Origin of the sequence: Photorhabdus sp. RM71S (assembly GCF_042879355.1) — a bacterium.
Lineage (GTDB): Bacteria > Pseudomonadota > Gammaproteobacteria > Enterobacterales > Enterobacteriaceae > Photorhabdus > Photorhabdus kayaii.
Map to the genome: position 1 here is coordinate 14119 of NZ_JBHFKV010000027.1, position 14295 is coordinate 28413.

General features: G+C 40.3%; 16 protein-coding genes. 9 read left to right on the forward strand and 7 right to left on the reverse strand.

Features of this window, described 5'->3' with window-relative positions:
* The first annotated feature begins 55 nt into the window (after positions 1-55).
* Genes ACGF5R_RS14660 through ACGF5R_RS14690 form a run of 7 tightly spaced genes read left to right on the forward strand, consistent with a single transcriptional unit; the run spans position 56 to position 7415 of the window.
* Entirely contained in the window at positions 56-622 is a 567-nt protein-coding gene (locus ACGF5R_RS14660; protein WP_387691423.1) for a fimbrial protein, read from the forward strand.
* Complete coding sequence (locus ACGF5R_RS14665) at positions 622-3180, forward strand: outer membrane usher protein (protein ID WP_387691425.1); 2559 nt, start codon at positions 622-624, stop codon at positions 3178-3180. Before ACGF5R_RS14660 ends, ACGF5R_RS14665 begins: the two co-directional genes overlap by 1 nt.
* Positions 3181-3223: 43 nt before the next feature.
* On the forward strand, positions 3224-3976 hold the full coding sequence (locus tag ACGF5R_RS14670; protein WP_387691478.1) for a fimbria/pilus periplasmic chaperone: 753 nt from the start codon (positions 3224-3226) through the stop codon (positions 3974-3976).
* Positions 3977-4018: 42 nt separating this feature from the next.
* Complete coding sequence (locus tag ACGF5R_RS14675) at positions 4019-4612, forward strand: fimbrial protein (RefSeq protein WP_387691427.1); 594 nt, start codon at positions 4019-4021, stop codon at positions 4610-4612.
* Positions 4613-4624: 12 nt separating this feature from the next.
* Positions 4625-5455 carry a hypothetical protein gene (locus tag ACGF5R_RS14680; protein ID WP_387691429.1) on the forward strand — a complete coding sequence of 277 codons (831 nt, stop codon included), beginning with the start codon at positions 4625-4627 and terminating at the stop codon, positions 5453-5455.
* 32 nt (positions 5456-5487) lie between these two features.
* Complete coding sequence (locus ACGF5R_RS14685) at positions 5488-6027, forward strand: hypothetical protein (protein ID WP_387691431.1); 540 nt, start codon at positions 5488-5490, stop codon at positions 6025-6027.
* On the forward strand, positions 6024-7415 hold the full coding sequence (locus tag ACGF5R_RS14690) for an FKBP-type peptidyl-prolyl cis-trans isomerase N-terminal domain-containing protein (RefSeq protein ID WP_262981362.1): 1392 nt from the start codon (positions 6024-6026) through the stop codon (positions 7413-7415). Before ACGF5R_RS14685 ends, ACGF5R_RS14690 begins: the two co-directional genes overlap by 4 nt.
* Before the next feature lie 411 nt (positions 7416-7826).
* Here the strand turns inward: ACGF5R_RS14690 and ACGF5R_RS14695 are convergent, their stop codons facing one another.
* The 7 genes from ACGF5R_RS14695 to ACGF5R_RS14725 all read right to left on the reverse strand — a co-directional run bounded on the left by ACGF5R_RS14695 (position 7827) and on the right by ACGF5R_RS14725 (position 11936).
* Positions 7827-8717 carry a LysR family transcriptional regulator gene (locus ACGF5R_RS14695; RefSeq protein ID WP_112879340.1) on the reverse strand — a complete coding sequence of 297 codons (891 nt, stop codon included), beginning with the start codon at positions 8715-8717 and terminating at the stop codon, positions 7827-7829.
* Between the two features lie 433 nt (positions 8718-9150).
* Entirely contained in the window at positions 9151-9387 is a 237-nt protein-coding gene (locus ACGF5R_RS14700; RefSeq protein WP_315903395.1) for a DUF1240 domain-containing protein, read from the reverse strand.
* A gap of 180 nt (positions 9388-9567) precedes the next feature.
* Entirely contained in the window at positions 9568-9969 is a 402-nt protein-coding gene (locus ACGF5R_RS14705) for a DUF1240 domain-containing protein (RefSeq protein WP_262981363.1), read from the reverse strand.
* Between the two features lie 36 nt (positions 9970-10005).
* The gene (locus tag ACGF5R_RS14710; RefSeq protein ID WP_112879339.1) at positions 10006-10401 is read right to left on the reverse strand and encodes a DUF1240 domain-containing protein; all 396 of its coding nucleotides are present in this window, start codon (positions 10399-10401) and stop codon (positions 10006-10008) included.
* A 35-nt stretch (positions 10402-10436) separates the two neighbouring features.
* Positions 10437-10835, reverse strand: a complete 399-nt coding sequence (locus tag ACGF5R_RS14715; RefSeq protein ID WP_112879338.1) for a DUF1240 domain-containing protein — start codon at positions 10833-10835, stop codon at positions 10437-10439.
* Positions 10825-11694, reverse strand: a complete 870-nt coding sequence (locus tag ACGF5R_RS14720) for a hypothetical protein (RefSeq protein ID WP_192881053.1) — start codon at positions 11692-11694, stop codon at positions 10825-10827. Before ACGF5R_RS14720 ends, ACGF5R_RS14715 begins: the two co-directional genes overlap by 11 nt.
* A 35-nt stretch (positions 11695-11729) precedes the next feature.
* Entirely contained in the window at positions 11730-11936 is a 207-nt protein-coding gene (locus ACGF5R_RS14725; protein ID WP_088373465.1) for a hypothetical protein, read from the reverse strand.
* Between the two features lie 264 nt (positions 11937-12200).
* On the opposite strand from ACGF5R_RS14725, the gene ACGF5R_RS14730 reads away from it, so the two are divergent.
* Together ACGF5R_RS14730 and murQ are read left to right on the forward strand one after the other, a co-directional pair.
* The gene (locus ACGF5R_RS14730) at positions 12201-12680 is read left to right on the forward strand and encodes an Hcp family type VI secretion system effector (protein ID WP_112879337.1); all 480 of its coding nucleotides are present in this window, start codon (positions 12201-12203) and stop codon (positions 12678-12680) included.
* Between the two features lie 702 nt (positions 12681-13382).
* Positions 13383-14288: an N-acetylmuramic acid 6-phosphate etherase gene (gene murQ / locus ACGF5R_RS14735; RefSeq protein ID WP_112879336.1), complete on the forward strand. Its 906-nt coding sequence runs from the start codon at positions 13383-13385 to the stop codon at positions 14286-14288.
* Positions 14289-14295: the final 7 nt, after the last annotated feature.

Consider the following 14295-nt stretch of genomic DNA (forward strand, 5'->3'; position numbering starts at 1 on the left):
TCCCTACAAGATTAGGGAAATGAATTTGCCGGTAAACCGAATTTTGGGGAGCGAGATGACTCTTCTTAGCCATCCAACCTGTTCTAAGATGTTGCCTTCCCTGCTGACGTTGTTAGTGCTAGCCAGTCTGATATTGTCATTTATGACAATGGCTATCAGCCAAGAGCATGGCCGCGTCAACATGCAAGGCTCCATCATTGATACACCGTGTACAATTGCTTTGGGCAATCAAGATCAGACCATCGACATATCATCTATTTTGGTCGGACAAATTATCCGCGGTGGTCACGAGCCGGTACGGCTTTTAAGTATACAGTTGATTAATTGTCTGTTGACTCCCGTATTACTGAATCGCCTGAGCAGGTCACACTTTCGAGTGACTTTTGATGGTACGGCTGCTCGTAACGACTTGTTTAGCATGAATGGTGAAGCGAGTGGTGTGGGATTACAGATATCGGACAGTACAGGAGCGGTAGTCGTGCCGGGCAAACCAATGCCTGTAGAGGATCTGCAAATAAGCTCAATGCGGCTGGATTATACTTTACGTCTAGTAACAGCTCACCAAGTGTTACGCGCCGAGGCCCTCCACACCATGATACGTTTCAAACTGGATTATTTCTGATGAAAGGACCCGCCATGCCATCGCTACTTTGTGGAGCGAGGGATAGCTCGGTGGCACTGTGTATCTTGTTGGCTCTTTGTGGCATGCAGGTGGTCAAGGCTGCCGATAGGGTGGAATTCAACACGGATGTTCTTGATGTCAAGGATCGGGCGCGTATTGACTTAAGTCAGTTTTCCCAGGCTGGCTACATTATGCAAGGTAGCTACCAGATGGTATTACGCTTGAATAAAAACGAATTGCCCGAGCAGACGGTACAGTTCATTGCTCCTGATCATGATCCGAAAGGCAGTGAAGCGTGCCTGACGCTAAAGATGGTTGATCAACTGGGACTTAAAGCGGATGCAGTCCGTCAGCTTACTTGGTGGCATAACGGCCAGTGCCTAGAAATAGCTTCTCTGAAAGGTATGGAAGTTCGAGGTGACTTGGGCGCTGGGGCACTATACATCAGCATGCCGCAGGCTTACTTAGAATATACCGTGGAAAACTGGGATCCGCCGTCACGTTGGGACAATGGGATCTCCGGTATGTTATTTGACTACAGCGTCAATGCACAAGTGACAAATCAGTCAGGTGCAGGCAGCCAAGCGCAATCTTTGAGCGGTAACGGAACAGTTGGGGCCAACTTGGGACCTTGGCGTCTGCGGGCCGATTGGCAGGTGCAGTACAGCCATACGACGGGGCAGGTAGGAAGCGCCCAGCAAAGCTGGGAGTGGGGCCGCTACTATGCCTACCGTGTGATAGCCGCTCTGCGTGCCAAACTGACGTTGGCGGAAGACTACCTCAACTCTGGGATGTTTGACAGTTTTCGTTACATCGGAGCCAGTCTGATATCGGACGACAACATGCTGCCACCGAACCTGCGTGGTTATGCGCCGGAAGTGACTGGAGTGGCGAAAACCAATGCCAAGGTGACCATCAGTCAGCAAGGGCGTGTGATTTATGAAACTCAGGCAGCAGCAGGTCCTTTCAGTATTCAGGATCTGAATACTGCGGTGAATGGCAAGCTGGATGTGAAGGTACAGGAGCAGGATGGCAGCGTACAGACCTTCCAGGTGAATACCGCTAATGTACCCTATCTGACACGTCCAGGTATGGTTCGTTACAAGATTGCCGCCGGTAAACCATCAGACATTAAGCATCGCAGTAAGGGGCCGGGCTTTGCAACTGGAGAATTCTCTTGGGGGGTGAACAACGGTTGGTCGCTGTACGGAGGAGCTTTGCTGGCCAGGGGCTATAACGCTCTGGCTATCGGTATCGGCCGTGACTTGCTCGCGTTTGGTGCATTGTCATTTGATGTGACGCAGTCGCGAGCTCAGTTTCTGCATGATGACACCAAACAAGGAGGCTCGTATCGGGTTAGCTATTCTAAACGCTTTGATGAATACGATAGCCAGATAACATTTGCAGGTTACCGTTTCTCAGAACGTAACTTCATGAGCATGTCGCAGTATTTAGAGGCGCGTTATTACGGTGTCAATAATGGAAGAGGTAAAGAGTTCTATACCATTACGTTTAACAAACAGTTTAAGGAAATGGGGCTTAGTGTTTATCTGAACTACGGCCATCAGACCTACTGGGACCGTCCGAACAACGATACTTATAACCTGTCACTATCGCGTTATTTCGACATCGGACGTTTTAAAAACATTAGCCTGAGCCTAACGGCATATCGGACTCAATACAACGACACTAATGATGACGGTTTGTATCTGAGTATGGCTGTACCGTGGGGTGAAAATAGCACAATAACCTATGACGGTCAGCTTAGCCGTAATAGCAGTAATACTGTGGGTTACTATGACCGTATCGATGACAACAATGCATATCGGATTAATGTTGGTAACGGTCAAGGCGGACGTAGTATTGGTAGTGGTTATTTCACCCATGAGGGGGATATAGCTAAGTTGACAGCGAATGCCAATTTCCGTGGAAGTGAATATAGCGCTATGGGGCTGTCACTTCAGGGGGGAATAACGGCGACGGTGGATGGGGCAGCGCTACACCGTATCAACATGATAGGGGGAACACGCATGATGATCGATGCTGATGGGATTGGTGGTGTACCAATACGCGGTTATGGCAGTGTGACCCATACCAACGTTTTTGGTAAAGCGGTGGTGAGTGATATCAACAGTTACTACCGCAGCAGCGTTAATGTGGACGTGAACCAACTGGCGGATAACGTGGATGCCACTCGCTCGGTGGTACAAGGCACGCTAACGGAAGGCGCTATTGGTTATCGCAAGTTTGGGATGATCGCCGGCGAGAAGGCAATGGCCATTATTAAGTTGACAGACGGTACGGTTCCTCCATTTGGCGCTGTCGTGATGAACGAACGTGAAGTGCAAACTGGCATCGTGAATGATGAAGGAAGTGTGTGGTTAACCGGCATTAATCCTGGCGAGAACATGAGTGTGCATTGGAATGGTCGCATACAGTGTCTCATCACATTGCCGAAATCTCTTCTCGCCAACTTGATGAATAATCTGTTGTTACCTTGTCGGCATGTTAAAGGGATTGGTGGTTCTTTCCAGAAGATTAATAAAAGTGTGGAGTGAATCAGTGGAAATGTTGCCTAAAGATAAGTACAACCGCATGAGTATGACAATGAAAAAAAACATAGCAGCTTCTGCTGTCATGTTAGCAGGTATTCTGGCTATTCAGCAGGCTAATGCAGCTATTGCCCTCGATCGCACCCGCGCGGTGTTTAATGGGGAAGATAGATCAATGAGCCTTAGTATCAGTAACCAGAATAAAGAGTTGCCCTATCTTGCACAGGCTTGGATTGAGGACGAACATGGCAACAAGATTAACAATCCACTGACTGCGCTACCGCCACTTCAGAGAGTAGAGCCAGGAGCCAAAAGCCAAGTGAAGTTGCAAGTCACTCAGGGCATCAACATGTTGTCTCAGGATAAAGAGACGCTGTTCTATTTCAACCTCCGGGAAATTCCGCCGAAGTCCAACAAACCCAACACATTGCAGATTGCGCTGCAAACACGTATCAAACTGTTTTATCGGCCAAAGGCTATTACTGCTGGCCGAACAGACCACGAAAATCCTTATCAGGAGAAATTGACGATGACTCGACAAGGGGATCACTATGTGGTTAACAATCCGACGCCGTACTACGTGACCATTGCATCAGCGTCATCCAGCCTAAACGGGGCAGCGGTATCCGGTTTTAATCCGATGATGATCCCACCAAAAGGCAGTGCTGTGTTGGGTGGCAGTGCGTCAGCAATGGGTAACAGTCCTGTACTGATTTTCATCAATGATTTCGGTGGTCGGCCAAAATTAGTGTTTGGTTGTAGTGGTGGCACTTGTACCGTGAAAAGTAGTAAAGCCGGTTGAGATGTTTGCTGAAATTGGGATAACTTAGTAAAGGAGACATGTATGAACACCATCCTAAAGCCAGATCGAGATGGACTGATACCGTCCTTGTGTCGGTGTAACCGATTACATGTTCTTATAGCGTTGTTGTTCTTGCTTTCGATAAGCTCAGAGTGTGATGCGAAGGATAAATTTGAATCCATTGTTCGTATAAAAGTTAATGTACTTAGAGAAGCTTGCGGTATCCAGCCTGGAGATGATGCAATTACCGTGGACTTCGATACAGTGTTCGGAAAACACCTTTATCAAAATGAACGTAGTCATAGTAAAACGTTTTCAATTCACCTCATAAACTGTGATGTGACAAGAGCTCGGGAGGTGAATATAAAATTTCTAGGTAAGGAAAATAATGAGCTTCCTGGGTTTTTGGCTTTTCAACCGGGAAGTCAAGCATCAGGGGCAGCGGTTGGAATAGAATCTCTGGCTGGAGAACCTATTTCGATAAACAAGACTGTTAAAAAATACAGTTTAAATAATGGCAATGCCACGCTGGACTTTAAAGCCTATGTGCAAGGGGAACCTTCTGCTATCAAAAATCACTCAATAGTATTTGGTAAGTTCTCGGCTATTTCGACGTTTATGTTGGACTATGAGTGAAATGGAGGGAATATGAGGGGCTTTTTCTATCTTGTTTTTTTCATGACATTGGCTGGTGTTCCATTTATAGAGGTAAATGCAGGAGCCTTTGTTACGCCTATTGATATGTACCAAAGCGGTTCAGACACTCGTGTAGTTCTACAAGTAGTTGACTGGACGGAAAATGATACCGACCGAAACCCATGTTACGAATCTGTGTTTTGTTATGTTGGTCCAGATGTGAAATATCGCATTGCCCCTGTAAACCCGGGGATGTATGGTAGCTGTGTACTGGATAATCATTGTCTTAGAATCTCTCAATTTAAGACTAGGAAGGAGGTAGCCAGGGAGTACAAAAAAGCATTTCCGTTGCCATATCGAGCAGAGTTCCTTTTGCGATCCCCTGAGGCAGATTGTATAGGATTGTTTTATATTCTACACCAACCTGATCCACATCGTTCAGATGCACAGCAGTGGCCTGGTAGTGTTTGTGGCAAGGTGCCGTCAGTCAAGCAATCTTGCAGTCTTTATTTGCCATCTGTTATTGATCATGGTGATTTGGGGCAAGAAAATCTCAACGGGAATAAGAAAACAATAACAGGAAATGTGCAGTGCACATTGCCAGCTAACCTGACTTTATATACAAAATCCTCAACAGGTGAAAAGTTTATTTATTTAAATCCTGAAAAAACACTTTACTCCGATGTGGATATCAATGGCTCAAATGCTTGGAATGGTGTTCCAATAACGGTAAGTGGAAATAATCTCTATTCATTTTCTTTTTCATCCAAACTTCAATCATTGGGTAAAGTTGATGCAGGTGCCTATTCGGGAGATGTTATTGTGATTATGGCTTTTAATTAGTTTTGATGATAATGATGCTGGGGAGTAATAAGGTGAATAACGTGTTTGTTCTTAAACATATATGTGTGATGTTGCAGGTTCGGAAAATAACAAGGCACTGCATTGTATCTTATGGTTGTTATTTCTACCTACTATTAGCAGCCGCATTCCTTTTAACAGGATGTGCTCAAGAGCTCACACCAAAGAGAGTTCCGACATCAAGTAAAATAAAAGTATCGTCAATCGCTAAGACATTGGTTCATTCTTCATTACCCCCTGAATCTGGAAGCGGTGATTGTCGTTTTGCCGGAACTATGCAGCCCTCTGCTGACAGCAATTCCGGCAAACTGGCACAATGTACTCGCGAGTTGGAGGCATTGAAGCAGTTCAGCGGCGCTAAATACACACGCTACAAAGCCGAGTTTGATCGCATTGCCCGTACGGGTAGTCAATATTTGGCGGTAGCTAACGGGATCAGTCAGGATATCAATGACTTAGTACGTCCTAAGTATCAGTATGCCCTTACCAGTTTGTGTTATCGTATAAAGAACGACTTATCATTGGCACTAATTAATCAGGTAGAGGCACAATGAATTGTATACGAATGCATCTTCGTCGCTGTACTTGGTTGTTAATTGGTTTTTTGGGAACGATTGATATTGTGAGTGCGGCAGAAAGTGGAAACTATACCCCTCCTGGCGACGCGTTCTCGGTGGATAGCTTGATGGAAAGCGCCAGTAATTCTGATTATGGTCTGAGTACACTAATGGCGCAACAGTCCAAATCGGGTGAGACATCTTCAAACAGAAGTGCATCAAAACATACAGTTGGAACATCCATTCTTGTTGGTATGGGGGCCTCGTCCGGTGGTAGCGAAGCAGCAGCCCGTAAAGTATTGCGTGCAGAGAATCGTAAGCTTAAGGCTCAGATGGAAAAGCTGAACCTTAAGCTTACGACGTTGACAGCAAAGTTAGCCGCTCAATCTCAGACTGACGCTAACCGTGCCACTGAGGATGCTTTGCGCCAAGCTCAGCAGGTTACCTCACTTAAGAGACAACTTACCGATAGTATCGCAGAGTTGAAGTCTTCCCAGACTGAACTAGAGAAGAGCCGTAAGCAGCTATCTGACCACCAATCAGTCAGGGTAGAAGTGCAGAAGCAGAAGGATACGTTACAAAAACAGTTAAGTGACCACCAGACCCTGCTGACGGCTACGCAGCATCAGTTCAAAGAAGCACAAACGCAGTTAGAGGCCGTGCGTAAACAGTTCAGAGAAGCTAACATTGCCCGAATGCAGTTAGAGACGGCATTGGTTTCTACTCGTTATCAACTAGTGCAAGCTAATGATCGAGCGGTAAAAGCCAGTAAATCCGTGCGTGTACCGCTCGATAGCGATAACCGTAAGCGTGACTATGTAGTGGGCCAAGCGATGGCTTCGGGGCTAAAAGAGACACTGGTCAGTTATGCAGACAGTGGGTTGTCTCTAGATCCTGTTCGAGTGACTGCCGGATTAACTGATGGATTACGCAATCGCATGCAGCTTAAACGCAGTGATATGGATAAATATTACCTGACCTTTGCGGAGCAATTACAAAAACAGGTAAATGCCAAGGTTAAGATGGGAGAAGCTCTGATTGCGAAGAAAACTGCCGGACGCAAGCCAGCAAAGAAAGTCAATGGCTTGGTGTACTTTGTGGTCAAGAAAGGTCACCCTATTAAGGATCAGGATGCACCGGTTTCGCTGGCTTTGTCTGAGCAGATTGTTGATGGCGCCACTTTAAGCACTATTCCGACACTGACACTTACCGCTGACGATGATATACCAGCCGTAGTGCGTGAGGCGCTTCCATTGTTGGGTGAAGAGGCAGAAGTTGATGCCTACGCTTTAGCTAAGGTCGTGTATGGCAACTTGCCGATGCCGAAAGGAGTAACCCCGTTTACGGTCTTGGTCTATCACCTCAAGGGGATTAAACCTCAGTAAAAATAAACTATTTTGACATCCTTATATCTTGGATTTACCCATGGCATCATCAATTTCATATTCACCTGATTTATCCCCCCATAATAATGATAGATTTATCAGACATAACAAAATTATTCTTATTTAACCAGAGGTTAGATAATCAATAACAACATTCCCCCCTTCTACATTGCGATATTTTTACATATACTAGGAGATAATCCCTATTAATAACTTCTAATTCTTTCAAACCAATTATACCATTGGAGAATTGATAAAATATTATTGATTATAACCTATAAAATACTTACTATTAATAGTAATATTTAAATAACCAACTATGATATCTGATTTATTCCTCCCGTCTATATAATAACATTAAATTAGCAATGGTTTATTTTACATTAAAAATACCAAGCTATGATCCCTCATTCATACATTATCAATCAGAGAAGATAATAACTCCGCTTCATTTATCAATTCATAATCGATAACTGGACTCCATAAGATACCAAAATCAATCTCCATATCGGTTTTTAACACTTCTAATAAATCCAAATATTGTGATGGAATTGAGCGGATAACTTTTTCCGGCACTAAAGAAAAACCATTGCGTTTAATTATCAGCTCAATCATTACCATAATATCATTCGTTTTTAACATTAAATTCATACTATTATCATAAATAGAAAATGCGTTAATGCCATCAGTAAAATCAATTGGTATATCATTCTCATCCATGTCAATAAGCTGATACAACGATGCCATTTCAGCGCTTAATGCTGTAAAATGCCGAAACCAATCACTGCCTTTTTTAAAAAGGTAAACGAGTTTTTCAGTAAAAATCTTTCTAGGCATAAGTGATGAAGTTAATGGTAGAGGAACAATGGCGATATGTAATAAACCAGAGTTTAATAGATTCATTTGCTGCTCAAATGTCAAACCAGTAATTAGCACAAGCACGGCTTTTTCCTTCCTACCTAGAAAAATCCGCTCTTCCATTTTTCCAGAATCATAAATAGGAAAACAAGAGCTAACATAAAGGTAATGTGGCGCATCATCTTGCAAATCATGATTAACCTGAATCTGAAATTGCTCAAAATGACCCAGTAATTTCTGAGCATTCTCAAAAGTTTTTTGTCCAAAATCAGTCAACCGAGTACCACCTGGTCCTCTGGAAAACAAAAGAGCCCCAAATTCCGCTTCCAGTGCATTAACTTTCTTAGTCAGTGCAGGTTGAGAAATATGTAGTATTTGAGAAGCCTTATGATAATTAAGTGTTTCAGCTAACACGATAAAAGCTTTGAGATTACGTATATCCATATCTCCACCATTCAGGTTTATCTTTCATACTTTCTTACGTTATTATTTCAATAATAAACTAAATCATTTAGACTTAACTGAAATTAATTAAATAGAGATTAAACAACAATTATAAGATGATCAATTAATTTATTATAAAAATGTTGATATAATTTATTTTTACCATAATTCCTTTCTGCTCTCTAAGATAAGTGATTAAATAATTCATTTAAATTAAATGCGTTAGAAGATAATAAATTTCCCGATTTTTAGGTGTTTTCCCTATAGTAACTCCTATGCATTCTGCGGCATGTATTTGCTACTATATAGGATAGCGAAATATATCTGGAAAACATCATTTTTAAAATATAACTATTAACCCTCATTTTTAAATAAAAATTAGGACGACTATATTAGATTCATTTTTCGCCTCACCCTACCAATAAGACTAATATCAATCACATAACTTAATATCTTTTACATATTTATTCGGTGACATCCAAGATATCTTTTGGCATATCAAGTAATTCTCACTTCTCAGTTTATAATTCACATAAAAAGATATAGGAAAACTCACAAAAAACGCAACAATAGCTATCACACCAAGATATTTAACATAAGCATCATGATACCTTGGGACACGCTCTGTTAAATTTAAATAAATAGAACAAATCAAGAAATAAAAAACCAACGGGAAGAAAAAAACGCAATTATTATCCCATTGGAAAAAGAGATTATCTCAGCCATTGTAATCAATGAAAGTAGACTATCAACAGAAGCAAACATACCTAAAGATACCAAGGACAATACAAAAATCGCCAAAATAATATGAATTATTTTTCTTTTTTTATCCACGACTATATTTAGCATATCAATCACATAGTTTAATATCTTTCACATAAGTATTCGGCGACATCCAAGATATTCTTGGACACACCAAATAACCATCGCTTTTTAACTTATAATTCACATATAAAGATGTAAGAAAACTTAAAAAAAATGAAATAATGGCTATCGACCCAAAACAGTTAACAAAACCATCATGATGCTTTGGAGAACGACCAGTTATACTGACAAAAATAACTGCAACCATATAATATAAAACCAAAGGAGAAGAAAATAATATTATAACAACACCACCTGAAAATGTTATTTTATCATCCATTTCAATTAAAGAAATTATATTTCCCACTGTCAAGAAGAAAGTGGATAAAGCTAAAATAAAAATAGCAAGAGCACCGATAATATGTATAATCTTTCTCTTGTTTTCCATAACACCTCCAATCATGAATAAATTAAATTAAAGATATCAATCACATAGTTTAATATCTTTTACATAGGTATTTGGAGACATCCAGGATATTCTTGGACATATTAAATAACCATCACTTTTTAACTTATAATTCACATATAAAGATGTAGGGAAACCTAAAAAAAATGAAACAATAGCTATCGTCCCCAAATATTTGTTAAAACCATCATGATGCTTAGGATAACGACCAGTTATATTAACAAAAACAACAAAAATAACATAATAAAAAACCAAAGGAGAAGAAAAAAATATCATAAAAACACCACCTGAGAATATTATTTTTTCATCCATTTTAATTAAAAAAATTAAATTTTCTCCTGTTAAAAATAAAGTGAATGACGTTAGAATGAAAATAAAAAGAGCACAGATGATATGTATAGCCTTTTTTCTCATAATGCCCCCAATCATGAATAAATTAAATAAAAATATCAGTCACATAGCTTAATATCTTTTACATAGGTATTCGGCGACATCCAGGATATTCTTGAACATACTAAATAACCATCACTTTTTAACTTATAATTCACATATAAAGATGTAGGAAAACTTAAAAAAAATGAAATAATGGCTATCGAACCAAAATATTTATTAAAAATATCGTAACTCTTTGGATAACGACCAGTTATATTAATAAAGATAACCAAAATAATATAATATGAAATTAAAGGAAAAGAAAAAAAGAAAATGGAAACACCACCTGAAAATGTTATTTTCTCATCCATTAAAATTAACGAAAATAAATCTTCACTTACTATAAACATACAAAACGACATTAAAGCCAATGAAAAAATTGCGCAAATAATACGTATTATTTTATTATTTACCATATCTCCCCCAATTATGAAAAATTTGGTTAAGATCAGCTTCTGGAGCTCTTGGTTTTCTCTCCATTTCTTTTCTAATTAAATTAATAACAGTTTCGCTAATTTTAAACTTTTTATCCAAAGAATCAAGTGCATATGTCATTCCAAAACCTATACCAAACACAATACCAGCCACTGCAATTATGCTAGCACCAGCCAAAAACGTAGTTACTATCAAAGACCCAATAACCCAAGAAACAAAAGCTATTATTACTGTCTTAGCCAAATCTACCGCAATATTACCTAAGAAATCAACCAGAGTGTATTCATCCTTAAATATAAGCTCAACCGTTCGATAAGCTGCGGAAAAGAATATACTGAATTTCATTCCCTTAACTATGCCACTATTCAGTCCTTGCTGCCCAATCCCCATAGATATCACCTTCATGTTAGAAGCTTTATATCTTGAAGCAGTGATGATTTTCCTAACTCCCGCATAACCTGATATTTTGATATATCTATTCCCGTCTTTACCAACATACTCTGTCGCTTTAATCCCTAATTTCTTAAATTCTCCTATAACATTAAAAAGATCAAAAGAATCATGTATGTTACCTGCATATGGCGATATGGGATCGGTAATCTCAAATATTTTCTTTATAAATGGACTTTTGGGTTTTGGCGAATCAATATCTTCCAGAACATCTTTCGCTTCATCTAACGAGAGTAGCGCAATATAGGTTGTATTCTCCCTTAGCTGCTTTTCGAGACCAATAGCATCAAAGAATTCATGCTGAGGTTTTAATTGGTTAGTCCCAACATGACCTCTCAGGAAATCCCCCATACAGCCCTCCCAAGAGGGGTTGTACTTTTTATATGTCATTGTGAAGCCCTTTCCATATTCTTAAAATCATCGCATTAGTGTTTAACCGCCGGAGTTTCCAATTTGAGTGAAAGAACCCGGCCATCTGAAATCTTCATGTCGATCGCACAGGCTTGCGTTGACAGCAATAGGTTAAAACACTGCATCATCATCATTGCCAATTTTTCTTCTGGGATTAACGGACTATTCATTAATACGTCCGTGAGTTGTTGTAATAACTGTTCTCTATCTCTATCGTTCATACGGCTAACCCTATTAACAATTAAAAGCTCGGATGTAGCACTATATTACATAAAAAATAGCCATGTCGACTATATAATAGCAAAAAATTTCAAGCCCGTTTTTTTTATATCACTATTTTTTTATATCACTATTGCTATCCTTAAAGAAAAAAATTCAACATTGAACTATTAATTTCTTTATATTTTAGTGTTAAGGTCGTACTTTCACCGCCTAAACATACAGTCTTAGGTAATTCAATTAAAGAATTTGCATGGTAATTACTTATGTCACATATAATTTATTTATCTTTAGAGGGTAAGAAACAAGGTTTAATTTCTGCCGGTTGTTCAATGCTAGACTCTATAGGAAACCGATACCAAAAGGGGCACGAAGATCAAATACAGGTATTGAATTTAAATCACACGATAACTCGCGAAAAAAATGTCGCTCATCACCCGATACAATTTATCAAGCCAATAGATAAATCATCCCCGCTGTTAGCAGCCGCAATATCTTCAAACGAACTACTGAATGCGATTTTCTTCTTTTACAGAACAAATCTCGCTGGACAGTTAGAACTTTTCTATGAGGTCAAATTAATAGAAGCGAGTATTGTTGACATTTCTTGCGTCTACCCGAATTCAATAAACAATAATGAAATGATGCCATACGAAAAAGTCTTTCTCAAATATAGATCTATATCCTGGAATCATATAACCGCCGGCACATCTGCTTATAGTATATGGGATGATAGAGTTTATTGAAAATAAACCGAGTTAAGCATATACCCTATAGATTTCAAGATGCATCGCGACGGCAAGGGAGCGAGTCCCCGGGAGCATAGATAACTATGTGACCGGGGTGAGTAAGTGCAGCCAACAAAGAGGCAACTTGAAAGATGACGGATATATACAAATATATATGCTTAACTCTTACTAATACGCCAAAAAACAAAAATGGTAACAACAAAAATACCCAATAATGTCAATCGACCCCACATATCTGGAAAACAACCTGCGGCCATAGCCGACCAAGCTATAATCACCATAAAGGGAATTGTGTCCGACAAAAGATCTTTAATCCATATAAAAAAAGATCCTTGAACCATGCCTTACTAAAAACCCTTCTTTTTTCATTCATATTAATATCCTAATTCATTATTTCAATAAATTCAGAAACTATACCCTATAGATTTCAAGATGCATCGCGGCGGCAAGGGAGCGAATCCCCGGGAGCATAGATAACTATGTGACCGGGGTGAGTAAGCGCAGCCAACAAAGAGGCAACTTGAAAGATGACGGGTATATACCATCTTTCCCGATTTATAACCCTTTTTGCTCTACAACCTATAAAATGCATTCACAAAGCTATCGCTTTTATCGAAACACTGACCAAATTTGCTCTTTATGACAAAGAAGAGTAAATAACTATTTATCATTTCAAGAATATTCCATCAGAAAAACAATATGAAAATCAATCTCAACAATATAGTTACCGAAAGTCGCAATTCAGCTAGTGCCAACATTGATACTCTGCCAACCCTTGAAATGCTAAAACTGATTAACGATGAAGACAAAAAAGTCGCACTGGCTGTAGAGCAAACTTTGCCGAAAATCGCTGAAACGGTAGACAAAATTGTCGAAGCATTTCGTCAGGGAGGCCGTTTAATTTATATCGGGGCCGGTACATCGGGCCGGTTAGGGATTTTGGATGCCAGTGAGTGCCCACCCACTTATGGCGCCAAACCAGAACAAGTGGTTGGATTGATTGCCGGAGGACATCAGGCCATTCTACATGCGGTTGAGAATGCAGAAGATAACCAACAACTGGGCGCAAATGATCTTCAAGCGCTAAACTTTAACTCAAAAGATGTATTGGTTGGCATTGCCGCCAGCGGCCGTACACCTTATGTTTTGGGTGCAATGGCGTATGCGAAATCCGTTGGCGCCACCGTTGTCTGCATTAGTTGCAACCCGGAAAGCCCGATGACACAAGCAGCCGATATCGCCATTACACCGATAGTTGGGCCAGAAATCGTCACAGGTTCATCACGAATGAAAGCCGGTACAGCCCAAAAGCTAATTCTGAATATGCTGACCACCGGCGCCATGATCCGTACAGGTAAAGTTTATGGCAACCTGATGGTGGACGTAGAAGCGACGAATGCCAAACTGGTTGAAAGGCAGAAAAATATTGTTATGGCCGCCGCAGAATGTAACCGTGAACGAGCGGAGCAGGCACTGGCTGAATGTGATGGACATTGTAAAACCGCCATTGTGATGATTCTGGCGGGCGTCAATGCTCAACAAGCAAAGGCTTTACTGGAAAAACATCACGGTTTTATTCGACCGACGATCTCAGCCGTTCGGTAACCACTTC